Below are 25,583 nucleotides of genomic sequence, written 5' to 3' on the forward strand. Positions count from 1 at the left end.
AAATGTAATTTATTTATCTTAAACTATATAAATTCAAGATTACCCGCCTTATCTTGAATTTACTGGTGGTGCAAGGCAGACTTAGCGCACTCGCCAACCAATGGATCGAATAAATAAGTAGAAAATGAGGGAGGAGGAAAGAGGGAAGAGGGAAGAGGGAAAATAGCAGAAGGCAGAGAGGAGAAAGGCGCCAATGGGAACACGGGATCATACAGCTATCGCCAACGCGATATCGCCGCTGGAAAGCCTCAGCGAGTCGCCGGTTTTGCCACAGATTACCGCCAACACGGACGTGGAGGCGGTGGCGGCGTGGCTTGCCGAGTACCAGGAAAGTCCACAAACCTGGAAATGCTACCGTCGGGAGGCCGAGCGGCTGTTACTCTGGCTGACGCACCAGGGGTTGACGCTTGGGCAGGTCAATCGCGAGGTACTACGCGACTTCGAGCAGTTTTTGGCCGACCCTCAGCCAAGCGCCCAGTGGGTGGGGCCCACCAAGCCACGCCAGCATCCTCAATGGCGGCCGTTTCGCGGTGGGCTTTCGCCCAGCAGCCGCCGGCAAAGCCTGATTATTCTGCAGGGGCTTTACAGCTGGCTGGTCGAAGCCGGCTGGGTACGCCATAACCCGTTTCGCTTGATGCGCGATAAATCACGCCGATTGAACAATCAGACACAGCGAATTGAACGCTACCTGGAGCGCGAGCTGTGGGAGTGGTTCTGGGAGTGGTTGAACCAGTCAGCAGGGCAGGGCGAACGCGGAGCTTACGAACACGGCCGGCGACGGTTTATCTTTGGTTTTGCCTATCTGCTAGCCCCCCGAGTGAGTGAAATGGCCGAGGCACGCATGGGCGATTTCCAGCAAAGCGAGGGGCGTTGGTGGTGGTCGGTGGTTGGCAAAGGAAGCAAGATCGCGCGCATTCCGCTACCGTCGGATATGCAAGCGTGTCTCATCGAGTGGCGACACGCCCTGGGTCATCATGGGATGCCCGCGCATCATGACGACACACCGCTTATTCGCGCGCTGGACGGGCAGCGCGGCATTGGCCACAACCAGCTTTACCGGCTGATACGCGATACCTTCAATGAGGCGGCCGACGCGCTGCAAACCGCCGAAGGCAATCCCGCGCATGTCGCCGCGCTGCGCAAGGCCACCCCGCATTGGTTACGCCACACCTCGATTACCCATCAGGCCCAGGCGGGCATCAGCCTGCGACACCTGGCCGATAGCGCACGCCACTCGCGCCTGGATACCACTGCGCGCTATCTGCATAATGAAGCCATCGAGTGGCACCATGAACAACAGCGCCATCAGATTGCGCCCAAGGCCACCCAAGACGACGCTGACACGTTATAATGGCGATATTTCACGCCTAACGCTAAAGGAATTACCATGAGTACGTCAGGTGCCGAACTCGCCCAGCAGGAACTGATCGAAGAATTCGACATGTTTGATAACTGGATGGATCGTTATCAATACATTATCGACATGGGCAAACAGCTACCCGACTTCCCGGACGAATGGAAAACCGAAGAGACGAAAATTCAGGGGTGCCAGTCCAACGTCTGGATGCACCATGAAGCCCAGGGCGACAAGCTGATCTTCAAGGCCACGTCCGATGCGGCGATTGTCTCCGGGTTGATTGCCGTATTGCTGCGTATCTACAGCGAGCGAACCCCGGACGAAGTCCGCCATACCGAGCCGCATTTCATGGCGGACCTGGGCCTGGATAAACACCTTTCGCCGACGCGCAGCAACGGGCTGAATGCGATGCTGGAGCGCATCTACCAGGTGGCTCAGCAGTCGACCTAGTCGCGGGTAGCCGTAGAAGGGGGGCGAGGGCAAGCGTGATGGTCACCTTCGTCGTCTTCCCGACAAAGTGCTTCGCTACGCCCGCCGGGAACCGGATCCATGCCGCCTTCACTGCCGGGGTGACATTTCAGTATGCGTTTAATGGCCATCCAGGTGCCTTTAAGCGGGCCGTGAACCTGTATTGCCTCGACGGCATACGCCGAACAGCTTGGCCAGAAGCGACAGCGAGGCCCAAGTAACGGACTTAGCGTGTACTGATAGACGCGCACCAGCCCCACCAAGACGTGGCTAGCCAACCAGCGAGGCCACCGAATCAGCGCCTGGCAGCGGCTTTTCACGACGGCTTGCCGTAAAGATCGGCAGGATCGATGATCGGTGCGCTGTTGATCGACACGTCTTCCTGCGTCAGCGACAGATAAAAGCAGCTTCGCCGTCCGGTGTGACAGGCAGGCCCGATCTGCTCGACCTGGAGCAGCAGGGTGTCACCGTCACAGTCCAGCGACGCGCCTTTCAGGTGCTGCTGCTGGCCGGAAGACTCTCCCTTGCGCCACAGCTTGTCCCGGGAGCGCGAGTAGTAACATACGCGATGCGTTTGTAGCGTTTCTTCAAGCGCTTCGCGGTTCATCCACGCCATCATCAGCACCTCGCCAGTGTCGTGCTGCTGGGCAATGGCCGGAAGCAAGCCGTCTGCATTGAACTGCACCGCGTCGAGTACCGTGGCTAATGCGGGCAGGGCGTCGGATGGAGAGGCGGCTTCAAGGTCCTTGAAGAGCTGTTGATTCGCCTGCTGATTCACTGAGGACATGTTACGACTCGCTTTGGGGTTGGCAGCGCTGGCAGAGGCCCAGCAATTCGATCGTTTGCCTTTCCACCTTGAAGCCCTGGCGCTGTGCCAGTCCGGCCAGTTGATCGCTTATTTCATCCAGGTGGAGTTCTTCTACATAGCCGCAATGCCGGCAGATGAGCAGTTGAAACCCGTGGGCGTGTTCCGGGCATGCACAGGCAACGTAGGCATTTTGCGACTCGATGCGATGGACAAGTCCCTGCTCGATTAGAAACTCGAGTGCGCGGTAGACCGTGGGAGGCCGGGCCGCTGCGTGCTCTGTGGAAAGCTGATCAAGCAGGTCATAGGCTTTCAGCCCGCCGCCATGCCGCGCAATCAGCTCCAGCACCCGCCGTCGGATGGGAGTAAACCGCACGCCACGCGTATGGCATTGCGATTCAGCCTGCTGAACCAGCGCATTGGCGTTTGTCATAGAGGTCTCGTTGACATTGTGAGCGCAGTTAACGCTTGAAAGATAAAGTTTACGCGGTTGCTGGCGGCGTGTCAGGCGCGTCCGTCAACTCGCTTGTGCGAGCAAAGTGGTGCTGGGCAAAGGCCACGCGCTTTTCCACGGAGACGCCGTCGGGCTGCCGTTCGATAAGGTCCAGCCGTCGCCGCAGTCCTTCACCGTTGGTCATCTGAATAGCCAGGCCAGGGCGGGCATTGAGCTCGAGCAGCATGGGGCCGTGCTTACGGTCGAGCACCATATCGGTGCCCAGATAGCCCAACCCCGTCATTTCATAGCAGCCCGCCGCCAGATCCAGCAGGGTTTTCCACTGCGGTACCTTCAGGCTCGCCAGGTCGTGGCCGGTATCCGGATGGGCATAGCAGGGGCGATCAAACTGGACGCCCCGCAGGGCCTCGCCCGTTGCCATGTTCAGCCCCACACCGACAGCGCCCTGGTGAAGATTGGCTTTGCCGTCCGAGGCGGCCGTGGAAAGCCGCATCATGGCCATGACTGGATACCCCTTGAAGACAATGACACGGATGTCGGGCACGCCTTCGTAGGTGTAGGCCATCAGGCTTTCATCGAAATTGATCAGCGTTTCGACCACCGCCACGTCCGGCGAGCCGCCGAGAGAGTAGAGCCCCGACAGAATGTTGGACACGTGGCGTTCAATATCGGTGACCAGGAGACGGGCGCCGCTAGGCTTGATGAATTCGTCGCCGTCGACGCTTTCAATCACCAGAATACCCTTTCCGCCGCTGCCCTTGGCCGGCTTGATGACGAAGCCATGGTGGCCGCCCAGCATCTCGCCGATGTGCTTGACGCCAAATTGGGTGGTCACCGTGCCGATCAGCGCCGGCGTGGTGATGCCGTAGCGCTGTGCGAGCAGCTTGGTTTTGAGTTTGTCATCGACCAGCGGGTAAAGCCGCCGGCTATTATAGCGGCCAATGTAGCGGATATTGCGACGATTCATGCCGATGATGCCCTTGTCGCGCAGCCGTGACGGCCATGTCCAATCACTCAGCCAGCTCATGAGGGCTTATCATCCTCGGTAATGGGCTTGAAGCGACGCAGCTCCAGCAAACGGTAGCCAGTGTAGTTACCCAGCAACAGGATCAACGCCATCAGGATGAACTGAACGCCCAGGAAGTTGAAAGTGATATGGCGCACCCACGGGCTGTTCATGGCCAGGTAGGCAATCACCGCGGTGAGCAGGCTGCCGCCGCCCTGAATCAGCACCTGCTTGGGGCCTTCCTCCTCCCACAGGATGGACATCCGTTCGATGGTCCAGGCGAGAATGATCATCGGGAAGAAGGTGATAGTCAGCCCGGCATTCAAGCCCATCCGATACGCCAGTACCGAAAACAACGAAATAATGCCTATCACCGTGATGATCACCGCCGATACCCTGGCCACCAGTAACAAATTCAAATACGACAGATAGTTGCGAATCACCAGACCCACCGCCACGATCAGCAGGAAGCCGATCAGCCCCGTGGCCAGGCTGGTCTGGATGAAGGCGAGGGCGATCAGCACCGGCATGAAGGTGCCCGACGTCTTGATGCCGACGAAAACCCGCAGGAAAACCACGACCAGCGCGCCGATCGGGATGAGCAGGATGGTCTGGAACAGCGCCTGTTCCTCAAGTGGCAGACTATGAATCGAGAAGTTCAGCAGGGTGTCATTGGAGTTGTGGTTACGCACCGCCGCCGACGCGGGCTGGTGATGCGTCAACATCGAGAAGCTGACCCGCGAATTGGTGCCGCCTTGGACTTCGAGCACGGCGTCGCCGGTGGTTTCCCAGAGCAGCAGGTTATCGGGCTTGCCTTGCGCGCCAGTTATCGGATGGAAGAGCGACCAGGTTTCGTCGTTTTCGTCGAACACCTGAATCCAGCTACTCAGCGTCTGCCGACGGCGGCCATCTTCCAGCAATAGGCCACTGACCGCCCGGGCCTTTGCCTCGGCCTGATTGAGCAGGCGAATTATCAGCGGGGCCGGATCAAGCTCACCAAGCAGTAGACGCGCATTTTCATCCTGCCGCTCGCCGTTCACATCACGGATCAGCTCACGGGCAAAGGTGGCGTTGTTGGCGCTGCGCTCCCAGGCTTCGTCAATAAGCTGTTCAGCGGCGGAGTCAAAAGGACTTTCCCACTCCACGGCGGGTGGCAGCTCGGGCGCCGTTTGCACCGGCGCCTGGGCATCGGGCGATACCAGCATCTGCACAGAGTAGTAGAGCTGCTGGCTGCCTTCCGCCTCGCGGATGGTCCATTCGGCGCGCCGTCCGGTATCGCCGGCCTGATAAGCCAGTCCATAGCCGGAAGAGGCGGTATTCTCGGTCAGCACACGATAACCGGCCTGATGGGTGGGCAGGGCAAGATCGACCTGAATCGGGCCGCCCAGCGCATCGAAGGTAATGACGGCTTCGATTTCCCAGACCTTGCGTTGCTCACCGGGCAGCCAGGGTATTTCAAACTGCAGGTGGCGATGAACGCTCATCGCGATACCCGCGACGAGCATAAGGCCGACAATAAAATAAAACGGTAGCCGAGACATTCAGATTCCTTTCAAAAGTGACGGCGGTCGCCGTCGTTATTCTTCGCTGTCGTCCGCGTCGGCCGCTTCGTCCTCGGCGGCCTGATCAGCGGATTCGCCACCGGGGAACTCCGGGCGCTCAAAGCGGTAGGTTTCAGCCACATCGATGAGGGCAATATCCAGCAGAAAGCGCCGCCCCAGTAGAACGGGATAATCCAGATGGCTGCGGTCGTTGAGAGTGAATTCCACGTTTTCTCTCAGCGGCCCCAGCGTCAGCAGCAGTGTAATCACCGGCCGGGAGTCGTCCCCGGACGCCTGCAAGATGCGCACGCGGCGTTCAACGGGGGCCTCGATCCACTCATCACGGATATGGTCGACGACCACATCATCGTCGTTGAGGGCCAGCTTGAAGCGCACCCAGTCTTCTCCGTCGCGCTCAAAGGGCGTGATGTCCCGGGCGGACAGCGAGGAGGTATTGGCGCCTGAGTCGATGCGCGCCTGGAGGTAGGTGCCGATACTCGGCAAGCCCACCCATTCATTGCGACCGAGCAGGGTCTTGCCTTCCAGCAGGCCGTTATCGGCCTGGCATTCCTCACGAATAATCACTGGCTCATCGCTGCGCGCGCCGAGCGCCTGGACGTCGCTTCGCAAGTGTCGAAGCAGGCTGCCCACTTCGCGCACATCGGCGGTAAATACCTGTTGCTGATCCAGTTGACGTTGCTGCAAGGCGCTGGTTTCACCGCACTGCTGGGATAGCTGGGCCGCTAGCGTGTCCATCCGCATGTCGAAAGTGGCTTCATCAAGAGGAGGGGGCTCATCGGGCGCAGAGGTTGGTACTGCACAGCCAGTCACCATTACCGCCAAACCTGCCAGCAGCCATACAACACCTGGGCGCATCATTCGCTATATCCTTCAACAATAAGAAGACGAATGATAAGGAGTAGTCAGACCCATTGTCCAACACCGCTTGATGATTTCACTGTCGACACCCTTTATTTAACATAATATATATTATGCGAACTTAAGGCATTGCCAGCAGATATCGATTGGCGTCGGGTGCCACTCCTGGGATAAACTCGACAGTGGTTATACGAGCCGACTTGACCATAAAGGAAATGCTCAATGAAAACCCCTGTTTTAGCGATTGTCTCCGCCCTCTTACTCCTTTTGGTGGCGGGATGCTCAAGTGTCGACGTTGAAGATTACGCCGACAGCGACCCGCGCCTGGATATCGCCGACTATTTCTCTGGCACGACCCGCGCTTGGGGCATGGTACAGGATTACAGCGGCGAGGTTCAGCGTCGCTTCACCGTTACCATCGAAGGCAGCGTCGAGGACGACACGCTGACGCTGGATGAAGCCTTCGCGTTTGCCGACGGCGAAACCGACCGTCGCATCTGGCGCTTTGAGCGGGTTGACGAGCATCGCTGGGTGGGTACCGCCAATGACGTTGAAGGCACCGTCGAGGCGCGCCAGTATGGCCATGTCTTCCACATGAATTACCCGCTGGACGTTGAAATCGGGGATAGAACGATCAACTTCACCATGGACGATTGGATGTACCTGCAGGCCGATGGACGCCTGATCAACCGAACCGCCATGAAGAAATTTGGGTTAACCCTGGGTGAGATTACCCTAGTCTTCGAACAGGACAATTCCTGATCAGCGCTGACAATCCCTATGATTGGCTCGATGACAATGTAAAACAGCCTGCTTCTCAGCAGGCTGTTTTGTATCTCGCACACTGACGGCATCAAGCGTCGGCTTTATTCGTCAGCCGGCGCGTAGGAGCCATCTTCACGGTGGACTTCATTACCCGTGATCGGCGGCGTGAACACACATGCCAGATGCATGGTCTTGTGGGCACGCAGCAGGTGTTCGTCATGCTGGTCCAGAATATAGATATCACCCGGCTTGATCGGCCAGATTTTACCGTCGGCAAGGGTTTCTACCTCGCCTTCACCTTCAATGCAGAACACGGACTCATAGTGGTGCTTGTAATGAATATGCGTTTCGGTGCCTTCAAAGATACGGGTGATGTGAAACGAGAAATTGCCGCCATCGTTAGCCAGCACCAGGCGCGTGCTGTCCCAGTTGCCGTTCTCGGCAGTCACTAGACGGTCTGACTTGCGTGCTTCTTCCAGGTTGCGAACGATCATATTCAAGCTCCTTTAGCAGTGGCCTCCATCAGGCCACCCATGATGACATACTAGCGCGTTGTTACTGGCTAGCGACAGCGTTGACACATTTTTCCAGGATATCCAGCCCTTCCAGCAGGTCTTCATCGCTGATGGTAAGCGGACACAGGCATTTGATCACTTCACCATCCTGGCCGCTGGTCTCGATGATCAAGCCATGCTCGAACGCCATGCCGGTAATCTTGTCGGCAATATCGCCCGAAACGACGTCGATGCCACGCATCAGGCCTCGCCCACGCTCGGTCGCCGGCATGCCGTTTTCTGTCAGGATAGTGGCTAACGACTTGAAGCGCTCTTCCACGATGCGTGCTTTACGCTGCACGTCGCGCTCGAAGGTATCGTTGGTCCAGTACTTCTTGAGGGCTGCGGTGGCCGTCACCATGGCCAGGTTGAAACCACGGAAAGTGCCGTTGTATTGCCCTGGCTTCCACTGATCAAGCTCGGGCTTCATCAGCACGTGGGCAAACGGCATGCCGAAGCCTGACAGCGACTTTGAGTTGGTGATCATGTCCGGCTTGATGCCTGCATGCTCAAAGCTGAAGAACTTGCCGGTGCGTCCGCAGCCTGCCTGAATATCGTCAATGATCAGCAGGATGTCGTGCGCCTTGCAGATATCGGCCAGCCGCTTGAGCCATTCCAGCCCGGCAACGTTGATACCGCCCTCGCCTTGCACCGTTTCGACGATGACGCCTGCAGGCACGTCCAGGCCGCCCGACTTGTCATTCAGCAGCTTCTCGAAATAGTCGAGGGTGTCGGCGTGCTCACCCATGTAGCCATCAAACGGCAGGAAGCTGGCGCCTTGGGTCGGGATGCCGCCGGTGGCTTCACGGAACTTGCGGTTACCGGTGGTGGCCAAAGCCCCCATGGTCACCCCGTGAAAGCCGTTGGTGAAGGTGACAATGTTGTGACGACCCTTGGCCACCCGCGCCAGGCGAATGGCAGCCTCCACGGCGTTGGTGCCGGTCGGCCCGGGCAAGTGGACTTTATATTCCAGACCGCGGGGCTTGAGAATCACGTTTTCCAACGTTTCCAGATAGTCGCGCTTGGCATCGGTCCACATATCCAGGCCATGAACCACCCCGTCTGTCGCCAGATAATCGATCATGGCTTGCTTGAGATGCGGGTTGTTGTGACCGTAATTCAGCGTGCCGGCACCCGCCAGGAAATCAATGTATTCACGACCATTTTCATCGGTTAACCGGGCGTTCTGCGCTTTGCTGAACACCACCGGGAAAGAACGCGAATAGGTACGGACATTGGATTCCATGCGTTCAAGCGTCTGGGTCTGCATGAGCGACCTCTCCTTAAAATTTATCAGTTTGCCAAGCGAAAAAGACAGGAAGGCAACGCGAGCGGGAAAACGTTTTCAGAGGTTGTGGGTATTGAACGGGCCAATACGTACCAGGTTTTCCGGATCGTGCTCGCCCCCCAGCTGTTCAGTGGAAAAGTATTCACGGCTGTTCAGCGGAGCCTGCCAACGCCCCGCAAGCCGTTTAAACAAGCCCCATGAGGCCTGGTTGTCGGGCGTTATCGTCGTTTCAAGGTGATGCACATCGGCAAGCTCAGGGCGCGACATGATGGCTTCAACCAGACGACGTGCCAACCCGGTTCCCCTGGCCTTCTCGCCCACGGCGACCTGCCACAAAAAGTAGGTATCTGGCGCGTTATCCTTGACGTAGCCAGAGACAAAGCCGACAACCTCGCCTTCTTCGTTGGTCGCCACGGCGCAAGTATCACGAAACTGAGTCGCCAGAAGCAGGTAGGCGTAAGCGGAGTTCACGTCCAGCGGCGGACACGCCTTGATAAGTTCGTAGACGCCCCAGCCGTCTTCGGCATTGGGTTTACGAATGTATAGCGGCGTGTCGGCATGACCCACGACGGCGTCAGCAACGGTAGGTCGAGCCAAGTCGGCGGAAGGCGTAAACGGCGGTGTTGGGGTGTTCATGGTTATGCTTCGCTGTTGCGAATTTGGTGGTCATTATAACAGCTGATTATGAGCAGTTCAAAATTAGTGTTATTCAACCACCTGAATTCGATAATTATTCATTATACGAGAAGTATCCATGGGGGGTGATTGATGCCCATTACTTCCCGGCTGGCAGATAAGTTTAGTCCAAGCGGGGCGGCTTCTCTGGAAGATTTGCCACCCCTGCGTTGCGGTTTCAACGGGCGGGTGTTCGCAGTGTGACAAACTCTTCAGCACCGGTCGGATGAATGCCGACGGTGTTATCGAAGTCGCGCTTGGTCAACCCGGCGCGCACCGCGATGGCAATCCCCTGGATGACCTCGCCGGCGTCGTCACCGACCATATGCGCGCCGACCACTCTATCGCTGGCCTCATCGACAACGAGCTTCATCAAGGTGCGTTCCTGGCTGCCTGACAAGGTGTGTTTCATGGCCCTGAAGTCGGTGCGGTAGACACGAATGCTGCCGAATCGCTCCAGCGCCGCCTCTTCGGAAAGCCCCACCGTGCCAATGTTGGGATGGCAGAACACGGCCGTAGGAATACGGTCGTAATCCAGCGGTTCAGGGGTAACGTTACCGAAATGGTGGTCGACCAGCAGCATGGCTTCGGCAATGGCGACGGGCGTGAGTTCGGGCGTATCAATGAGGTCGCCGAGCGCCAGGATCGACGGCACCTCGGTTTCAAAGCGTTCATTGACCGACAGCTTGCCCTGCTCGTTGAGCGATAGCCCGACCGATTCAAGACCCAGTCCCGACACGTTGGCCTTGCGCCCAGTCGCGGCAAGCACGGCATCGACGTCCATCTCATTGCCGGTGGTCAGCGTCACCCGATAGCCTGACGCGGTTTTCTCGATGGCCTCGATATTGGTATTGAAGTGAAGATTGACGCCCTGGCGGGCCATTTCCTGACGCGTGAAGTCGCGCACTTCGTTGTCGAAGCCTTTCAGGAACATGTCACCACGGTAGATAAGATGCGCGTCGCTCCCCAGGCCGTTGAAGATACTGGCGAACTCGACGGCGATATAGCCCCCGCCGAGCACTAAAAACCGCTCGGGTAGGCGATCGAGATCGAAAACCTGGTTGGAGTTAAGGGCATGCTCGCTGCCTGGAAAATTGGGCACCCAAGGCCATCCGCCGGTGGCCAGCAGGATACGCTCGGCGCTAACCCGCTGCTCGTCGCCCTGCTTGCTGCGAATGAGTACCGTGTGTGCGTCCTCAAGGCTCCCCCGCCCGTTATAGAGATTGACCCCAGCGGTCTCCAGCAGGCGCTGATAGATACCGTTCAGACGCTTGATCTCGCTGGTCTTGTTGTCCCTCAGCGTGGCCCAGTCGAAGTGCGCCTCGCCGGGCAGTTGCCAGCCGAAGCCGCTGGCGTCATCAAAGGCGCTATGAAAATGCGCGGCGTAGGCGTAAAGCTTCTTGGGGACACAGCCCACGTTGACGCAGGTGCCGCCCAGATAAAGGTCTTCCACAATGGCCACCCTGGCGCCCGTGGCCGCTGCCATACGTGCTGCCCGTACGCCGCCGGATCCGGCGCCAATCACCAGTAAATCGTAGTCGTGCGCGTTTACTTCTGTCATTTCAAACTCCTGTATCGTCAACACTGCAAATGTTGACCGCATGACGCGAGAAGGTTAAAACCTCCTCCTGCTAATGGATGCGGCGACTGTTACGCTATCGCGCTGTACAGACCCGACGAATATACCCACTGTATTGGTGGGCAACGTGCGTAATGGGAGACCCAATGTCCGACCCGATTGAGACATTACTAGAGAATAATCGCGCATGGGCGGAACGCATGTGCAATGAAGATCCGGATTATTTCAAACGGCTATCCGAGCAGCAAAATCCCGATTATCTGTGGATTGGCTGCTCTGATAGCCGGGTGCCCGCCAATCAGATCATTGCCCTTCCCCCGGGCGAGGTGTTCGTGCACCGCAACGTGGCCAATCTGCTCCATCACACCGACATGAATGCGCTATCGGTGGTGCAGTTTGCGGTGGATGTACTCAAGGTCAGCCATATCATGATAGTGGGACATTACGGCTGCGGCGGCATCAAGGCCGCCGTGACGGGGGGCGAGTGCGGCGTCGTCGACTATTGGCTCCATTCGGTTCGCGAACAGTACAATCAGCACCGCGGCACCCTCGAGCACCTGCCGCTGAACGAGCAGATCGACCGCATGTGTGAGCTGAACGTCATCGCCCAGGTCAATAGCCTATGCCGAACCAAGATTCTTCAACGAGCCTGGCAGCGCGGCCAGCAGATTTCGGTTCACGGCTGGGTGTATGGCTTGACTGATGGCCGCGTCAAAGACCTCAACTGCACCATCAAGGGGCTTGACCAGGTCGAAACCCTGTACCGCATCGACCGCCTGCAGCCCGACGACTGAAAATAGCGCCCGCTCACCAGAATGAGCGGGGCACCACCTGACCGGCGTTAGCCAATGGGGCAGCTGACCCCCGTGCCCTTGATGCCGCAGTAGCCGTTGGGATTTTTATACAGATACTGCTGATGATAGGCCTCTGCATAGTAGAAGGTATCCAACGGCTTGATTTCCGTCGTGATATCGCCCTTGCCTGCCCCGTGAAGCGCCTCCTGGAACGCCTTGGCGCTGCAGATGGCGGCATCATACTGCTCGTCGGTCGTGGTATAGATGGCTGACCGGTACTGGGAGCCGATATCATTACCCTGGCGGTTTTTCTGGGTGGGATCGTGCTGCTCCCAGAAAATAGCCAACAGCGTCGCCAGCGACACTTGGCTCGGCTGGTAAATGATCCGCACGGCTTCGGTATGCCCGGTACGCCCCGTACAGGTCTCTTCGTAAGTAGGATGGGGCGTTTCGCCGCCGGCGTAGCCCGCTGCGGTCACATAGACACCCGGCAGATCCCAGAACAGTCGCTCAACTCCCCAGAAACAGCCCATGCCCACTACCAGCTCTTCAGATCCCGCAGGGAACGGCGGGTGCAGCGGGTGACCGTTAACGGCGTGGTGATCACTGGTGGCAATGGGCTGCTGACGCCCGGGCAGCGTGGACTCTCCCTGACGGGGGGCATTGTTTTGCTCAAACACATGCATGGTGCTTACCTCATTGCTGATCGAAAATGGTCGGGTTACCGGCGCGGCTGAAAGTGTAAATCAGATCAACTGCCTGGTTGGCACCGGAAACCGCCTGTACGTAAAGATTGCGCCAAAGCGTGTAGCGTAACGTTAGTTCCGCAATCGGCGAGAAAATTCCCACTCCGTAGCTGATGCGCAGATCATCGGTCAACTGGCCGCTCAGCGCTACCTGGCTGTCGTCGCCGGCGCCGGCGGTATCCAGCGTCAGGTCATCGATACCAAAGGCCTCGCCGATCGAGCCAACCGCCCCGCCGGTGCGCCCCAGTGACATGCCAATCAGCGCCGTGGTGAGCGCGCTGTCGACACCGCCACCTGCGTCATCCGGCGCGCGTCCACGCAACACATAGGAAAGCGCGCGGGACTCGTTCATTGCCGGCTCGGAAAATATCGAGATATTGGGCTGCTCGGCATTGCCGGTCACCCGCAGGCCGGCAATCACATCGTCTTCCGTCACGTCCGGATTGCGGATCGCTTCAAAATCCAGCACGGGCAACCCGGGCGGCCCGCTGAACAACAGCTGGCCACGGCGAATGAGCAGGTCCTGACCAAACGCCTGGAAGCGGCCGTCGATCAGATTGACCTCGCCAAACAGTTGTAACGAGCCACTATCCTGGCGGATCTCCAGCGTGCCGCCCAGCCCCGATTCCAGGCCATAGGCTTCAATCCGCATGCCGCGGCCCAATGTGAGGGTGATCAGCACGTCCAGTTCCATGCCGCTATCGGCCAATTCATCGGCGGCGCTGGGGGCGTCATCGCCCCGCTCGGCCGCGCGGCGGGCCTCGCGCTCCGCCTCCCGGTCATCGCGCTCGGTAATGATGACTTCATCCGGGCTCGGCGACACGGCCGAAGACGGCAGATCGCCCACCTCGAGCCGGGACCAGGGCAGGTCGACGTTGCCGCGCACCTGAAGACGGTCAGGGGTCACGCGAACGCGGATATCCGGCGCGGCTTCCAAACGCCCGAACTCCGGGAGCACCACCAGAATGGGTGATTGTGTACCGTCGAGGTCAATCCCCAGGCGCCAGTCTTCGTCAGCGGGCCAGTAGGCATCGCCCTCGATATTCAAGCGCCCGCGTTCGGCCGCCAGGAATCCATCGACCGTGCCTTCCTCGCCGTCGAACGTCACGTTGACCTCACCGTCCTGTATATCGACGGGAATATCGGGGCCATTGGCCTGGATGCCCAGCAGCGACAGTTCACCCTGAAGGTCTGGCTGGCGGGTAGTGCCGGCGATATCGACCCGGCCGTTCAGCTCCCCGGCAAGCGCGTCGAGGGCCACCACCATGGGTCGGTAAGGCGCCAGGGAGACCTCGTCGGCGACGAGTGAACCGGAAAGCTCACCGGCGCCGAGCGGATCACTCACCGACACGTCCAACGCTATATTGCCCGCTTCCTCAAGCGATAACACGACATTGCCATCTGCCTGTCCCTGGTTGGCCGTTACCTGAGTATCCAGTGAAATACGCGGCAGTTCAACGGGCTGGCCGTAATCGTTTATCGCTGTGATCCCAAGCTCGCCGAGCACCTCGACGTCCGCCTGCCAGCGCCGGCCACCCTGGCGCCACTGAGCCGCTACATCGGCCGTGGTATCGCCTTCCACCTGCCAGCCTTCCGGCAGCCAGGGTTCCAGCGCTTCAATCGGAATATCACGTACGTTAAGCGCTGTTTGTCCCTGGTCTGGCGAGGCCACCGTTGGATCGTCGGCACACAGCCGACCACCCTGCTCACGGCGCAGACAGAAAGGCGATAACCTGGCCTCGCTGCTGGCCAGGTCATAGTTGATATCAAGGGGCGCCTCCAGACGAATATCACCCGCCTGGGCGTCGATTTCCAGGGGCGTAACCCGGGCACGATAGCGCTGAGCAGCCTGGTCGAACTGGCCGTTAAGGCTCAGCAAGGCACGCTCAAGCGTACCGTTTGGCTGGCCTTCCACGTTGATCGCCAGCTGATGCGAGGACAGCCGGCCGTCCAGCGTCAGATTCGCTGTTTCAAGCGACTGGCCACCCGCCTCGAGGTTCTCCATCGCCAAGGCGACGTCGAGCTGCGGATCGTCGAGGCCCGAGACATTGGCGGTCAGGCGTAACTGTCCGACGCGGTTCTGGGCAAAGCGCAACGCATCGGCGTTGAGGGTTGCCTGAAGCTGTGGCTGCTCGAGGCTGCCCCGCGCGTCGATATCGCCCGTAATGATGCCGGCAAGATTCGGTGACAGCGACTGCAGCTCGCGCAGGTCGATAGTGGCATCGACTGAAAGCTCATCGGGCTGAACCGAGCCGCTGGCAGACAGGCGGTTTTCCCCTTGACGGAAACGGAACCGTTCAATATTAGCCTGCAGGTCGCTGTTGGCGTCGAAGGCGGCCTCCAACTGCAGCGGATAATCACGCAGCTCCCCGTCCAGCGTCAGCCTGGGGACGTCGACCCGCCAGCGCGATGCCTGCTGGCGCACGTTGAAGGCGAGCTCACCGTCAATATCGCCTTCCAGCTGACCGTTAAACAGAGCAGGATTGAACTGCTCAAGCGCCACCTGGGCATCCACCGCCAGCGTGTCGGACCAGTCAACCCGGCCTTCACTGGTCAGCCGGCTGTCGCCTGCCGCCAGGGTCAGCGGCTGCCAGTTGAAATGTCCGGTATCGCCCTGTCCGCTCACCGCAATGTCGGTTTCAGGGATACCCGGCCCCTGCGCTTTCAACCCCAGCCGCACTTCATAGGCGTCGAGATCACCTCTGACCTGGAGGTCGATATTGTCAACGATAAAGGCATCGTCCTGAGCCCCCTCTTCGGCGTCATCTTCCAGGCTGACATTGGCAGAGGATAGCGGCCACGTAACCTGCTCGCTTTGCAGATTGAGTTGGAACGGAAACTCCGGGGCCAGCGCATCGACTTGGCCTTCCAGCGCTGCATTGACCGCGCCTTGTGCGTCGAGGCGAGCCGTCAGATCACTGAGAGAGCCCGAAAGATCCAGGGCCAAGGTCTGGCCGTTCAGGGCTGGCAGCGGCTCTTCCAGAAACAGCTCGGCGTCGGCACGCAGCGTCAACGGATAGTCGTCACGAAGGGTCACATTACCCGCCAGGCTGAAGGTGGCATCCGGGGATACCACCTCAAGATGGTCGATCAATACGTCGCTTCCCTGGGTTTCCACTCCCAGACTGAATCGCTCGACCAGATAGCTGAAACGGCCGATAACGTCGATATCGTTGACCGTCAGCGCGGCAAGCCGAACGTCCACCGGCAGCTGGATGTCAGGCAACTCAATGGACGTGCGTTCAGCGGCGACGTCGCTTTTAGACGCCTCATCAGACGGCGCCGAGAGTGGGTTTTGTAACGCAATAGACGCATCGATGGCCGCTGCGCTGATACCATCAGCGTCGTCAGAAGGCGCCAGGCGTGCTCCTTCGGAAGGCGGTAGGTAAAGCCTTGGGTTTTCCAGGTGGGTCGCGGCTATATCCACACGCCCTCCACTGGCTTCCAGGGACGATCGAAACGCGATCCAGGAGAAGCGACTGCCATCGGGAAGATGCAGCGTGACATCGTCCAGCACCAGCTCGCGCAATGCGACAGGAAAGGGAAAGTTTATTGCCATGGGGCCGCCGGCCGCATCGGGATCGGCCGGCGGAGCCTCATCGGCCACGCCGCCGCTTGGCAGGCGGATATCTGCGCCCTCGACACGCAGCATATCCAGGCATAGCTCACCGGACAACACGCAGTCGTCTGCCCAGGCGAGTTCAAGGTGGTCGATGCGCACCTCGGTACCGGCCACATCGAGGCGGAAGCCGCTTAGCTGGAATTCATCGAGCAGCCCGCCTTGATGATCCTCGACCACCCACCAGCCACGCTCCTGGCCCTGCGAGAGCAATAAGCCCGTCCCCCAGGGGGATAGCGCGACACCCAGCAACAGGGCGACGACGCCGACCAACCACAGCGGAAACACGATAAAGAAGCGCAGCGCACTCCAAATCAGCAGCCACAGGCGGTAGCGACGTGATAACGCCTGGCGACTGGTCGCCGGCGTTGGCTTGGCTTGAGGCACATCGCTCTCCTAGAATTCGGGTCCAATCGAAAAATGCAGACGCCAGTTATCGTCGTCATCGTCAAACGGGTGCGCAATATCAAAACGAATAGGGCCAACCGGTGATATCCACCTGACCCCTAAACCCGCGCTTTTCTTCAAGTCACTCGGCCCCCAGTTGTCGAAGGCATCCCCGGCATCGACAAAGGTGGCGCCCCACCAGTCGCCGGTAACGCGGCGCTGGTATTCTAGGCTTGAGGTAAGCTTCTGCTGGCCACCGCGCAGCTTGCCCTGCTCGTTGCGCGGGGAAAGGCCTTCGTAGGAGTAACCGCGCACGCTACGATCGCCGCCGACAAAGAAGCGCAACGACGGCGGTAGCTTATCGAAATCGTTGGTTTCAATGGCGCCGACGCTAACACGGGCTAAGAAGCGATTATCCTCGCCGTAGGTTCGAATCCATTCGGTATCGCCGGTGAGGCGCAAGAACTGTGCATCGGAGCCCCAAGTTGTATCAGAATACTCCACCGAAAACTGTTGACGATCACCCCATAGGGGGAAGCGCTGCGGTCGGGTCCGGGTTCGCGACCACTGGATACCGGGGTAAAATAGCCAGACTTGGTCGGCCTCACCGCCCTGGGTGAAATCTTCGTAGGTGGTGCGGAAATACAGCGACTGGACCCAGTCATTGTCGAACTCCCAGCGCCGGGCGATTTCCACGGTGCCCTCCAGCGAGTCGGTATCGCTGTCATCCACATTGCGAATACCGTACTGCAGCCGGTAGCTATCGCGCAGCGGGTCGTCGAGCGGCATGTCATAAACGCCGGTAAACCGTTGTTCGGGCGCGGATAGATAAAGATCGTGGTCGAGGCTGTGGCCGTACTGATTGATCCAGGGCTGATCCCAGCCGAAACGCAGGCGAGGCCCCACATCGGTGGCGAACCCCAGCCCCACTTCGAACTGATGCCGGTTGGCCGGCTCCACGTTGACGTCAATCGGCAAGGCCGTATCGTTTTGCTGACTCACGCTCAAGACGCTGGAAAGCGCGGCACTGCTCACCCGGGGGCGTTCGGGCTGTGACGCGGTCGCCGATGTCCACCAGGGATCGCCGCCGCCGGTCGGCAAAATGGTCAGTTCCTGCGCGGTTTCCAGGCGCGGCGTGACCGAGACCGAACTGAACCAGCCGGTCTCGGCGAGTTGCTGATTGTAGCGTGCCAGGGATTCCGCCAGATAAGGGTCGCCCACATCAAAGGGACGCATGCGCTGCAAACGTTCGGGTTGGATCTGACTGCCGGTAATCAGCGTTTCACCAAACTGGTAACGGGGCCCACTGTCGAACGCCATGTATAGCCGAGCGCTCTGCAGGTAAGGACGAACCTCCATCCGACGATCGGTGAACCCCCAGTCAAAGTAACCTCGTTCAATCGCCAGGCCAGAAAATTCCCCTCGCAGCCGATCCCAGGGCGCATGTCGCAACGTATCGCCCTCTTTCAGCGGAAACCGATCCAGCGCATCGACAAAAGGGGCATCGTCAGCGGCATCGCCCAGAATATTGATGTCCAGGGTTTCGATGGTCACCTGAGCGCCCGGCTCGATGGTCAGCTTCGGACTGCCGTCGTCAGGCAGGTCGATGGTAATATCCGGCTCGTAGTAACCGTAAACACGCATGGCCGCCTGGGTACGCTGGCGGATCTCCCCTTCCAGACGGTTCTCGGTATATTCGTCTTCTTCGATATTCTGAAGGTAGGCGCGAATATTGCGCGCCACTTCATCGTCAACCCCTTCGAGGTCGGCGCTCAATGCCCAAGCGGATGGCGCCGCCATCCATAGCGGCCACATCAGGACATGGGTCATGACCGATGCTGAAAGCCATTGCCGTTGTCTTCCCATACATTTTTCCTAACCTGATCATCGGCGTGTTGCTTTTCAGTCCTGAGCATCAGTCAACGTAACATTTCCAGCTGGGCGCTGAACGCTAGCTGAGCCTGGCGAACCTGGCGTACATCATTTTCAAGCTCCTTGAGGCGACCCTCGACGCTCTCGAGCGCCTCGGCGTCGTTTGCGCCGTCTTCCAGTGCGCTGATCGACTCATCAACGCGATCCCACTGTGCCTGCCGGGTTTCGCTACGCGCCTCGAGGCGCTGGTCGATATCATCGGCCAGCGATGCAATCGACTCCTCAAGGCCATCAAGGCGCTCGCGGCTTTGCCTCTCGACATGGGTGATCTCTTCCCTCAGCGAATCGCGCCCTGAAGTGCCGGCCTGTTCCAGCGCATCAAGGGACGCGTAGATGGCAGCCAGCTGGCTGTCGCGGAGCGCGGCTCGCTCACGCATCTGTTCAAGCCGCTCAATCAAGGGGTCAACCGTGTCGCTGGCGACGCTGTCTTTATTCTCGGTCAATAGGTCGTAAAGCTCGGTGCGCGTATCGGTCAGGGCAACGGCAAGCTGCTCCTGCTCCTGAAACAGCGTGCCCATCTGCGCTTGTACAAAGGCTAACGTATCTTGTACATCCGTGTCACCCGAGTCCAGGCGCGCGTGCATGTTGGATACTTCACCGCTGACGCGCTGAAGCTCCTCCTGGAGCCTTTCGCGCTCCCAATAAAGACCGACAGCCGCCGCCGCCATAAGGGTCGTCAGCAATACCACACACAGCCACAGGGGCCAGAGCGAGGGGCCCTTGCGGTGTTTGACATGCTGTGACGCGATGCTTTGATCGGCATCCGGCACAATGCGCGAAGACGTGGCGTTATCGGACATGCAGTTTCCTCACAACGATGTTGGATCGGCGCGCCGACCTATTCCTCTGTACTGTAACCCACAGCTGGCAACAAAATCAGGATCGTAGATATTACGTCCATCGAGAATCAACTTATCGCCAAGTTGACTCGCCAGTCTCTGCCAGTCGGGGTTCCAGTAGGTTTTCCATTCCGTGACCAACATCAATGCATGGGCGTTATCACAGGCAGCGTAAGGGCTGTCGACGAACGTGACCAGATCGTCACGGGGCCCGACGGCGGCACGCAATGCGGGCGTAGCCGCCGGATCGTGAAGCTTGACGTGAACCCCTTGCGCCCAGAGCGCGTTGAGCAAAGTGAGTACCGGCGCGTGATCGATACGTGCCGTGCCGGGTTTGAAGGCCCCGCCCCAGATAGCAATCGTCTTGCCTGCCAGTGCGCCGCCGTAGTGAGCCCATAGCTTGCGAAACAACGTCTCTTTCTTCTGTTCATTGATGTCCAGGACATGCTCAAGCAAGGCAGACTGCCGGCCGCTGGCGACCTGCACGTCGGCCAGGCGCATCAAGTCCCGGGAAAAACTCGGCCCGCCAAAGCCGCAGCCTGGATACAGATATTCATAACCGATCCGGGAATCGGCGCCCATCCCCTGGCGCACGTGTTCGACGTCAACGCCGAGGGTATCCGCCAGCCCGGCAATCTCGTTCATGTAGCTGATACGCGTTGCCAGCATACCGTTGATCGCCAGCTTGGTCAGCTCGGCGGCACGCTGAGGCATGACTTGAAAGGCATCCCGACGCCTATTGAAGGCTCGCAATAGCTCTCTGAGCTTTTGCTCCGCACGCGGATCATCGCAGCCCAATAGCCAGCGCGTCGGGCGGGTGAACGACGCCCAGGCGCGCCCCTCCTCCAGCGTATCGGGCAGTGCAGCACTCAGCGCCTGTTCGCCTAGAAGGTGCTGCAACCGCTCGGTATCGCCAACCGGGAACGTCGAGTTATTGACCAGCACGCAATCTGGCTGCCGGGTTAGACGCGAATCCTGCAGCAACGCTGCGGCCGATTCGCGCTGGGCTGGGGACAGCGCTAACCACAGCACATCGAAAGCCATACGGGCGTCAAGTTCGGTGACAACCTCCAGCGCGCCACTTTCTTGTGCTTCCTGTATCTGGGCGGCCAGTTGAGGCTCGCGGCGCAGCCAATCCTCGCCCGCCAGCGTCGTCCAAGGGGCATCGTCGTGGGGTAGCCACTTGACCTCATGGCCGACCGACGACAGCGCCGCTGCCGCCGTCGCGGTGCTCAATTCACTGCCGTACACCAGCACCCGCATGACTTATGATTCCTCGTGATAGCGTGCAAGCAGTGCCTTGAAGCCGTCACCCCATTGCGGATGGCGGCGCGCATAGGCCAGGGTGGCTTCAAGGTAGCCGAGCGGTTGACCGCAATCGTAGGTAGTGCCACGCATACGGTAGGCCTGGACACCCTGCTGCTCGCGCAGCGATTCGATGGCATCGGTCAATTGGATTTCGCCCCCCGCTCCCGGCGACGTCTGTTCGAGAATGGGGAAAATCGCCCCCGGCAAGGCATACCGGCCAATCACCGCCAGGTTGGAAGGCGCCTGGTCACGCGGCGGTTTTTCGACCATGCCTACCAGGTCGGCGGAACGTGACGGTGCGGGAACGTCACCGGCGGGCGCGACAATGCCGTATTTTTCCACCTGGGCCCAGTCGACCTCTTCAACCATCAGCTGCGCGGTAGCGTGCTGGTCGTAAGCCTCGAGCATACCGGCAAGGTCGCTGCGCGGATTATCGCTGTTGTCTACCAGCACGTCCGGCAGCAATACCGCAAAAGGTTCATCGTCACCGATGATGGGGCGCGCGCAGAGAATCGCATGGCCCAACCCCAGCGGCTCGCCCTGGCGTATACTGATGATATTGACATCGTCGGGCACGATGGCGCGCAGCGACGCCAGCAGGTCGTGCTTGCCTTTGGCCTCAAGGCTGGCCTCGAGTTCGGCGTGGGTATCAAAGTGGTTTTCGATGGCGCCCTTGTTGCTGCTGGTAACGAATACGATATCGCGGATACCGGCCGCAATCGCTTCTTCGACCACGTACTGAATCACCGGGCGATCCACAATGGTGATCATTTCCTTGGGAATCGCTTTGGAAGCAGGTAGACAACGGGTACCAAACCCCGCCACAGGCAGTACAGCCTTACGAATCATAAGCAGTCCTTTTCATGCGTTCCGGCTCAGGAGTGGTTAGAATGCCCATCATACTGAACGCGCGGTGGGTTTCCAGTTCGCCGTTATACGGCACCTTGTCGACCACGCCCTCCGCTGTGATTGCTCACTGTTGATGGAGTCAAATATGTCAGCGACAACCAAGGATAGCACTGCTCACCAATATCAAGGCAATGTTGATAATGCCGAAGTCGCGAAATTTGAAGCACTTGCCAGCCGCTGGTGGGATCCACAAAGTGAGTTCAAGCCGCTCCACGACATCAATCCCCTGCGGCTAGATTTTATCGATGCGCGGGCTGGCCTGGCCGGCAAGAAAGTGCTGGATGTCGGCTGCGGCGGCGGCATCTTGAGTGAGGCCATGGCGCGTCGTGGTGCAGACGTCACCGGTATCGACCTGGGCGAGGCGCCGCTGGGCGTTGCCCGCCTGCACGCCCAGGAGCAGGACGTGGCCATCGAGTACCGTCACGTCAGCGTCGAAGCGCTGGCAGAAGAGCAGCCTGGTCACTACGATGTGGTGACCTGCATGGAAATGCTGGAACACGTCCCCGACCCGGCGTCGGTGGTGCGCGCCTGCGCGACCCTGGTACGTCAGGGCGGTTATGTGTTTTTCTCTACGCTCAATCGCACGCCCAAGTCATACGTCTTTGCCATTCTGGGCGCCGAGTACGTGCTCAAATTATTGCCACGAGGCACCCATGACTACGCCAAGTTTATCCGTCCGTCTGAAATGGCGAGCTGGAACCGGCGAAGCGGTCTCGAGGTTCGCGAGCAGATCGGCCTGACCTACAACCCCATCACGCGGCATTACCGTCTCACCGAGAACGATGTGTCGGTCAACTACATGATGTACTGCCGTAAGGTGGATGCCTAGATGTCGGCGCCTTCAACACCCGAAGCGGTGCTTTTCGACCTCGACGGCACCCTGGTGGACACCGCCCCCGATCTGGCCGTGGCGACCAATGCGTTACGCCAGCATCACGGCCTGGCGCCGCTGCCGTTCCCGACGATCCGCGCCCAGGTTTCCAATGGTGGTAACGCCTTGGTCAGCCTGGCGCTGGGTAATGAGTTAAGCACTGCGCATCAGGCCGAGGCCCGGCAGTTTCTACTGGATACCTATGAAGCGGCGGTGGCGATGCACAGTCGGGTGTTTTCGCCCCTCGACGAATGGCTTACCGCCTGGCAGCGGCACCACCGTCCCTGGGGGATCGTGACCAACAAGCCACGACGCTATACCACACCCCTGATCGAGGCGCTGGCGCTTTCACCCGGCGCCCTGCTGTGTGCCGACGACTTGGCCGTCAGAAAACCTGACCCCCTTCCCTTGCTGGAGGCCGCTTCCCGGCTGGGCGTTGCCCCCCATGCCTGCTGGTACGTCGGCGATCATTTGAGGGATATGCAAGCCGCCAGGGCCGCCGGGATGACGGCGGTAGCCGTTGGCTATGGGTATATAGCCGAGGATGACGATTATCACCAATGGCCAGCGCATCTTTGGTACCACCAGTGCGCGTCACTGGTCGATGCCTTGCCGACCATTGGCTGACCGCTAGGGCTGCCTGGGGGGTTGAGCGTCGATTTTCTGCCCATGGGTGCCAGCGCTATCGGGACCCATCAACCACAGGTAAGTGGGCATGATGTCCTCCGGCGTACGCAGGTTCGCCGGGTCTTCACCCGGGTAGGCGTTGCGCCGCATTTGGGTACGGGTGGCGCCAGGGTTCAGGGTGTTGATGCGCAGATGAGGCTCGCTGTCCAGCTCATCAGCCAGCACTTCAACAAAGCCTTCCGTGGCGAATTTTGACACGGCATAGGCACCCCAATACGCACGGCCTTTGCGCCCGACGCTTGAGGAAGTGAAAATCACCGAGGCGTCGTCTGAACGCTGCAGCAGCGGCAACAGCGCCTGCGTCATCCATATCGGGCCGTTGATGTTCACCTGCATGACCTGCTCCCACAGATCCGCATCATACTGCGCAAACGGGGTAATCCTGCCGAGCAGGCCGGCGTTGTGCAGCAAGCCGTCCAGACAGCCGAACTCTTTGTCGAGGGTATCGGCCATGTCGTGAAAATCCTTGAGCGTCGCCCCTTCCAAGTTCAGTGGAAAGATGGCTGGCTGCGAACCGCCTGCGGCTTCGATCTCGTCATATACCCGCTCAAGCTTGGCGATGGTGCGCCCCAGCAGCACAACCGTCGCGCCGTGGCGCGCATAGCTGAGCGCAGCGGCACGCCCGATACCATCACCGGCACCGGTGACCAGGACAACACGATCACGAAGGAGATCGGGCGCGGGCTGATAATCAATCTTGCATGTCATCACAGACTCTCCTGGCGACGGCAATGCTAGCCACCCTGGCGAAGGAAATCATCGGCTAGCCCTGCGGCACTGCTCTGCGGATAATCATCCTGCACCTTTTCGAGCAGCGCGCGGCTTGCTTCCGCTTCGCCCTGGCGCGCTTTGACCAAGCCTAGTTTATACATCGCGTCCGGCACCTTGCTGCTGTCAGCATAGTTGTCGATCACACGATTGAAGGACTGCTCGGCGGCCTCCAACTCGCCTTCGGCGGCATACAGCTCGCCCAGCCAGTAATGACCATTGGCGGTCAGGCTGGTATCGGGGTGCTGCTCGACGAAAGCTTTAAACGCGGCAATGGCCTCGCCAAAACGACGTTCCTGTACGTGCGCAAACGCATCTTGATAAGCCTGCCGCGCCTCTTCGCTTACACCGCTTGGTGAGGGGGTATTAGCGACTTCTTCGGCGGCTTCCGGCTCTACCTCGGGTGTCGACTCCTCTACTTGGCTCGGCCCAATGCTCATCAGGCGGTCTTCGATATCCAGATAGCGCTGCTGAGACTGACGACGGAGCTGTTCCATCTGATGGCGCAGCTCCTCGATTTCGCCGCGCAGCCGCTGAATTTCCTGGCCATGCTCCTGCACCTGGTTGAATAATACCAGGCTGCCGTTCGAACCGGACTGCGTCTGTGCCTGTTCATAGAACCCGCTTCCGGATCCTGATAGATCCTCGACAACGGGTTGCTGGGCCATGCTGACCATAGGCAATACGGATAGCGGGAGCGCTAAGGCTCCCGCACCGCACAGCCTCTCAACAAAACGTTTGAGACCGTGATTCATGATGACTCCCAATGTCTAAAGCGTGCTGACTCTCACCCGGGCCATCAATAACTGAACACGACGCGGCGGTTCTGTGAATATGCCCGCTCGCTGTCACCGCGCACTGCCGGACGCTCTTCACCGTAGCTGACCACGCTCATCTGCGAGGGTGAAACGCCCTGGATGGTCAGGAAGCGCTCAACGGCATTCGCACGACGCTCGCCCAGTGCCATGTTGTATTCACGGGTACCACGCTCGTCGGTATGGCCGTGCAGGACGACGTCGACATCAGGGTTGGAGCGTAGATAGCGCGCGTGGGCCATGACCACGGATTCGTATTCGCTCTTGATGGTGTCGCGATCGTAATCAAAGTAGATGGTCTTGACGTCAGGTATGCGCGAATCGGCCTGCTGACCGCGATCAGCGCCTGATGTGCTGCTGCCGTACTGTCCGCTGGTGCCGGCGCCTGAGGTGCTGCTGGCGCTGCCACTGAGGCCGTCTTGGCTGCCAGATGAGTCACCACTCTGAGTGCCGCCGGTGCTGGAACAGCCCGCCATGACAGCAAGCGATAGCGCGACGGCCAATGAGCGAGCCAAGGGGTTAAGTTTCATAATCAGA

General features: G+C 59.4%; 25 protein-coding genes. 6 read left to right on the forward strand and 19 right to left on the reverse strand.

Annotated features, from left to right (window positions below; genetic code table 11):
- Nucleotides 1–193: 193 nt before the first annotated feature.
- Together QC815_RS07930 and QC815_RS07935 are read left to right on the forward strand one after the other, a co-directional pair.
- Nucleotides 194–1,351: a tyrosine-type recombinase/integrase gene (locus tag QC815_RS07930; RefSeq protein ID WP_230448092.1), complete on the forward strand. Its 1,158-nt coding sequence runs from the start codon at nucleotides 194–196 to the stop codon at nucleotides 1,349–1,351.
- Nucleotides 1,352–1,387: 36 nt separating this feature from the next.
- Entirely contained in the window at nucleotides 1,388–1,807 is a 420-nt protein-coding gene (locus tag QC815_RS07935) for a SufE family protein (protein ID WP_230448091.1), read from the forward strand.
- On the opposite strand, the gene yidD is transcribed toward QC815_RS07935, so the two are convergent.
- Genes yidD through QC815_RS07965 form a run of 6 tightly spaced genes read right to left on the reverse strand, consistent with a single transcriptional unit; the run spans nucleotide 1,804 to nucleotide 6,507 of the window.
- Entirely contained in the window at nucleotides 1,804–2,145 is a 342-nt protein-coding gene (gene yidD, locus QC815_RS07940) for a membrane protein insertion efficiency factor YidD (RefSeq protein WP_230448090.1), read from the reverse strand. The genes QC815_RS07935 and yidD overlap by 4 nt on opposite strands.
- Nucleotides 2,142–2,612, reverse strand: coding sequence for a phosphoribosyl-AMP cyclohydrolase (gene hisI / locus QC815_RS07945; RefSeq protein ID WP_230448089.1), 471 nt, complete (start codon nucleotides 2,610–2,612; stop codon nucleotides 2,142–2,144). The genes yidD and hisI overlap by 4 nt, the downstream gene beginning before the upstream one ends.
- Before the next feature lies 1 nt (nucleotide 2,613).
- Nucleotides 2,614–3,063, reverse strand: a complete 450-nt coding sequence (locus QC815_RS07950; RefSeq protein WP_230448088.1) for a transcriptional repressor — start codon at nucleotides 3,061–3,063, stop codon at nucleotides 2,614–2,616.
- Between the two features lie 49 nt (nucleotides 3,064–3,112).
- Complete coding sequence (locus QC815_RS07955) at nucleotides 3,113–4,111, reverse strand: alpha-L-glutamate ligase-like protein (protein WP_230448087.1); 999 nt, start codon at nucleotides 4,109–4,111, stop codon at nucleotides 3,113–3,115.
- The gene (locus QC815_RS07960) at nucleotides 4,108–5,631 is read right to left on the reverse strand and encodes an inactive transglutaminase family protein (RefSeq protein WP_309767969.1); all 1,524 of its coding nucleotides are present in this window, start codon (nucleotides 5,629–5,631) and stop codon (nucleotides 4,108–4,110) included. Before QC815_RS07960 ends, QC815_RS07955 begins: the two co-directional genes overlap by 4 nt.
- 36 nt (nucleotides 5,632–5,667) lie before the next feature.
- Nucleotides 5,668–6,507 (reverse strand): ATP-dependent zinc protease family protein, encoded by an 840-nt coding sequence (locus QC815_RS07965; protein ID WP_230448182.1) that lies wholly within the window; start codon nucleotides 6,505–6,507, stop codon nucleotides 5,668–5,670.
- A gap of 225 nt (nucleotides 6,508–6,732) precedes the next feature.
- Here QC815_RS07965 and QC815_RS07970 point away from each other — a divergent pair, with 225 nt between their 5' ends.
- On the forward strand, nucleotides 6,733–7,272 hold the full coding sequence (locus QC815_RS07970) for a DUF3833 domain-containing protein (protein WP_230448085.1): 540 nt from the start codon (nucleotides 6,733–6,735) through the stop codon (nucleotides 7,270–7,272).
- Nucleotides 7,273–7,376: 104 nt separating this feature from the next.
- On the opposite strand, the gene QC815_RS07975 is transcribed toward QC815_RS07970, so the two are convergent.
- The 4 genes from QC815_RS07975 to gorA all read right to left on the reverse strand — a co-directional run bounded on the left by QC815_RS07975 (nucleotide 7,377) and on the right by gorA (nucleotide 11,353).
- A complete protein-coding gene (locus QC815_RS07975; protein WP_027335748.1) occupies nucleotides 7,377–7,769 on the reverse strand; it encodes an ectoine synthase in 393 nt (130 codons plus the stop codon).
- 61 nt (nucleotides 7,770–7,830) lie between these two features.
- Complete coding sequence (gene ectB / locus QC815_RS07980) at nucleotides 7,831–9,099, reverse strand: diaminobutyrate--2-oxoglutarate transaminase (protein WP_230448084.1); 1,269 nt, start codon at nucleotides 9,097–9,099, stop codon at nucleotides 7,831–7,833.
- Between the two features lie 75 nt (nucleotides 9,100–9,174).
- Nucleotides 9,175–9,753, reverse strand: a complete 579-nt coding sequence (gene ectA, locus QC815_RS07985; protein ID WP_230448083.1) for a diaminobutyrate acetyltransferase — start codon at nucleotides 9,751–9,753, stop codon at nucleotides 9,175–9,177.
- Nucleotides 9,754–9,970: 217 nt separating this feature from the next.
- Nucleotides 9,971–11,353: a glutathione-disulfide reductase gene (gene gorA, locus QC815_RS07990; RefSeq protein ID WP_230448082.1), complete on the reverse strand. Its 1,383-nt coding sequence runs from the start codon at nucleotides 11,351–11,353 to the stop codon at nucleotides 9,971–9,973.
- Nucleotides 11,354–11,517: 164 nt separating this feature from the next.
- On the opposite strand from gorA, the gene can reads away from it, so the two are divergent.
- Nucleotides 11,518–12,165: a carbonate dehydratase gene (can, locus tag QC815_RS07995; protein ID WP_230448081.1), complete on the forward strand. Its 648-nt coding sequence runs from the start codon at nucleotides 11,518–11,520 to the stop codon at nucleotides 12,163–12,165.
- Between the two features lie 47 nt (nucleotides 12,166–12,212).
- On the opposite strand, the gene msrA is transcribed toward can, so the two are convergent.
- The 6 genes from msrA to galU are packed head-to-tail and all read right to left on the reverse strand — an operon-like array spanning nucleotide 12,213 to nucleotide 21,845.
- Nucleotides 12,213–12,851: a peptide-methionine (S)-S-oxide reductase MsrA gene (gene msrA, locus QC815_RS08000; protein WP_230448080.1), complete on the reverse strand. Its 639-nt coding sequence runs from the start codon at nucleotides 12,849–12,851 to the stop codon at nucleotides 12,213–12,215.
- Between the two features lie 10 nt (nucleotides 12,852–12,861).
- On the reverse strand, nucleotides 12,862–16,917 hold the full coding sequence (tamB, locus tag QC815_RS08005; protein ID WP_309767974.1) for an autotransporter assembly complex protein TamB: 4,056 nt from the start codon (nucleotides 16,915–16,917) through the stop codon (nucleotides 12,862–12,864).
- Between the two features lie 9 nt (nucleotides 16,918–16,926).
- Nucleotides 16,927–18,783, reverse strand: a complete 1,857-nt coding sequence (gene tamA, locus QC815_RS08010; protein WP_230448078.1) for an autotransporter assembly complex protein TamA — start codon at nucleotides 18,781–18,783, stop codon at nucleotides 16,927–16,929.
- 53 nt (nucleotides 18,784–18,836) lie between these two features.
- Nucleotides 18,837–19,649, reverse strand: a complete 813-nt coding sequence (locus tag QC815_RS08015; RefSeq protein WP_230448077.1) for a hypothetical protein — start codon at nucleotides 19,647–19,649, stop codon at nucleotides 18,837–18,839.
- Between the two features lie 9 nt (nucleotides 19,650–19,658).
- Nucleotides 19,659–20,951, reverse strand: a complete 1,293-nt coding sequence (locus QC815_RS08020; RefSeq protein WP_230448076.1) for a nucleotide sugar dehydrogenase — start codon at nucleotides 20,949–20,951, stop codon at nucleotides 19,659–19,661.
- Between the two features lie 3 nt (nucleotides 20,952–20,954).
- Nucleotides 20,955–21,845, reverse strand: a complete 891-nt coding sequence (galU, locus tag QC815_RS08025; protein WP_230448075.1) for a UTP--glucose-1-phosphate uridylyltransferase GalU — start codon at nucleotides 21,843–21,845, stop codon at nucleotides 20,955–20,957.
- 145 nt (nucleotides 21,846–21,990) lie between these two features.
- On the opposite strand from galU, the gene ubiG reads away from it, so the two are divergent.
- Together ubiG and QC815_RS08035 are read left to right on the forward strand one after the other, a co-directional pair.
- A complete protein-coding gene (ubiG, locus tag QC815_RS08030) occupies nucleotides 21,991–22,734 on the forward strand; it encodes a bifunctional 2-polyprenyl-6-hydroxyphenol methylase/3-demethylubiquinol 3-O-methyltransferase UbiG (RefSeq protein WP_230448074.1) in 744 nt (247 codons plus the stop codon).
- Nucleotides 22,735–23,403 (forward strand): HAD family hydrolase, encoded by a 669-nt coding sequence (locus QC815_RS08035; RefSeq protein WP_230448073.1) that lies wholly within the window; start codon nucleotides 22,735–22,737, stop codon nucleotides 23,401–23,403.
- Between the two features lie 3 nt (nucleotides 23,404–23,406).
- Here QC815_RS08035 and QC815_RS08040 read toward each other — a convergent pair whose 3' ends face one another.
- The 3 genes from QC815_RS08040 to pal are packed head-to-tail and all read right to left on the reverse strand — an operon-like array spanning nucleotide 23,407 to nucleotide 25,576.
- Entirely contained in the window at nucleotides 23,407–24,171 is a 765-nt protein-coding gene (locus QC815_RS08040; RefSeq protein WP_230448072.1) for a YciK family oxidoreductase, read from the reverse strand.
- Nucleotides 24,172–24,197: 26 nt separating this feature from the next.
- A complete protein-coding gene (ybgF, locus tag QC815_RS08045) occupies nucleotides 24,198–24,986 on the reverse strand; it encodes a tol-pal system protein YbgF (RefSeq protein ID WP_230448071.1) in 789 nt (262 codons plus the stop codon).
- A 44-nt stretch (nucleotides 24,987–25,030) separates the two neighbouring features.
- Nucleotides 25,031–25,576 (reverse strand): peptidoglycan-associated lipoprotein Pal, encoded by a 546-nt coding sequence (gene pal / locus QC815_RS08050; protein WP_230448070.1) that lies wholly within the window; start codon nucleotides 25,574–25,576, stop codon nucleotides 25,031–25,033.
- Nucleotides 25,577–25,583: the final 7 nt, after the last annotated feature.

The sequence above is a fragment of the Vreelandella gomseomensis genome (assembly GCF_031451645.1).
Classification (GTDB): Bacteria; Pseudomonadota; Gammaproteobacteria; order Pseudomonadales; family Halomonadaceae; genus Vreelandella; species Vreelandella gomseomensis.

What these genes read in the sequence shown, in the direction of transcription:
- QC815_RS07930 (WP_230448092.1), top strand. Translation starts at nt 194, where the DNA reads ATGGGAACACGGGATCATACAGCTATCGCCAACGCGATATCGCCGCTG.
- QC815_RS07935 (WP_230448091.1), top strand. Translation starts at nt 1,388, where the DNA reads ATGAGTACGTCAGGTGCCGAACTCGCCCAGCAGGAACTGATCGAAGAA.
- hisI (WP_230448089.1), bottom strand. Translation starts at nt 2,612, where the DNA reads ATGTCCTCAGTGAATCAGCAGGCGAATCAACAGCTCTTCAAGGACCTT.
- QC815_RS07950 (WP_230448088.1), bottom strand. Translation starts at nt 3,063, where the DNA reads ATGACAAACGCCAATGCGCTGGTTCAGCAGGCTGAATCGCAATGCCAT.
- QC815_RS07955 (WP_230448087.1), bottom strand. Translation starts at nt 4,111, where the DNA reads ATGAGCTGGCTGAGTGATTGGACATGGCCGTCACGGCTGCGCGACAAG.
- QC815_RS07960 (WP_309767969.1), bottom strand. Translation starts at nt 5,631, where the DNA reads ATGTCTCGGCTACCGTTTTATTTTATTGTCGGCCTTATGCTCGTCGCG.
- QC815_RS07965 (WP_230448182.1), bottom strand. Translation starts at nt 6,507, where the DNA reads ATGCGCCCAGGTGTTGTATGGCTGCTGGCAGGTTTGGCGGTAATGGTG.
- QC815_RS07970 (WP_230448085.1), top strand. Translation starts at nt 6,733, where the DNA reads ATGAAAACCCCTGTTTTAGCGATTGTCTCCGCCCTCTTACTCCTTTTG.
- QC815_RS07975 (WP_027335748.1), bottom strand. Translation starts at nt 7,769, where the DNA reads ATGATCGTTCGCAACCTGGAAGAAGCACGCAAGTCAGACCGTCTAGTG.
- ectB (WP_230448084.1), bottom strand. Translation starts at nt 9,099, where the DNA reads ATGCAGACCCAGACGCTTGAACGCATGGAATCCAATGTCCGTACCTAT.
- ectA (WP_230448083.1), bottom strand. Translation starts at nt 9,753, where the DNA reads ATGAACACCCCAACACCGCCGTTTACGCCTTCCGCCGACTTGGCTCGA.
- gorA (WP_230448082.1), bottom strand. Translation starts at nt 11,353, where the DNA reads ATGACAGAAGTAAACGCGCACGACTACGATTTACTGGTGATTGGCGCC.
- can (WP_230448081.1), top strand. Translation starts at nt 11,518, where the DNA reads ATGTCCGACCCGATTGAGACATTACTAGAGAATAATCGCGCATGGGCG.
- msrA (WP_230448080.1), bottom strand. Translation starts at nt 12,851, where the DNA reads ATGCATGTGTTTGAGCAAAACAATGCCCCCCGTCAGGGAGAGTCCACG.
- tamA (WP_230448078.1), bottom strand. Translation starts at nt 18,783, where the DNA reads ATGGGAAGACAACGGCAATGGCTTTCAGCATCGGTCATGACCCATGTC.
- QC815_RS08015 (WP_230448077.1), bottom strand. Translation starts at nt 19,649, where the DNA reads ATGTCCGATAACGCCACGTCTTCGCGCATTGTGCCGGATGCCGATCAA.
- QC815_RS08020 (WP_230448076.1), bottom strand. Translation starts at nt 20,951, where the DNA reads ATGCGGGTGCTGGTGTACGGCAGTGAATTGAGCACCGCGACGGCGGCA.
- galU (WP_230448075.1), bottom strand. Translation starts at nt 21,845, where the DNA reads ATGATTCGTAAGGCTGTACTGCCTGTGGCGGGGTTTGGTACCCGTTGT.
- ubiG (WP_230448074.1), top strand. Translation starts at nt 21,991, where the DNA reads ATGTCAGCGACAACCAAGGATAGCACTGCTCACCAATATCAAGGCAAT.
- QC815_RS08035 (WP_230448073.1), top strand. Translation starts at nt 22,735, where the DNA reads ATGTCGGCGCCTTCAACACCCGAAGCGGTGCTTTTCGACCTCGACGGC.
- QC815_RS08040 (WP_230448072.1), bottom strand. Translation starts at nt 24,171, where the DNA reads ATGACATGCAAGATTGATTATCAGCCCGCGCCCGATCTCCTTCGTGAT.
- ybgF (WP_230448071.1), bottom strand. Translation starts at nt 24,986, where the DNA reads ATGAATCACGGTCTCAAACGTTTTGTTGAGAGGCTGTGCGGTGCGGGA.
- pal (WP_230448070.1), bottom strand. Translation starts at nt 25,576, where the DNA reads ATGAAACTTAACCCCTTGGCTCGCTCATTGGCCGTCGCGCTATCGCTT.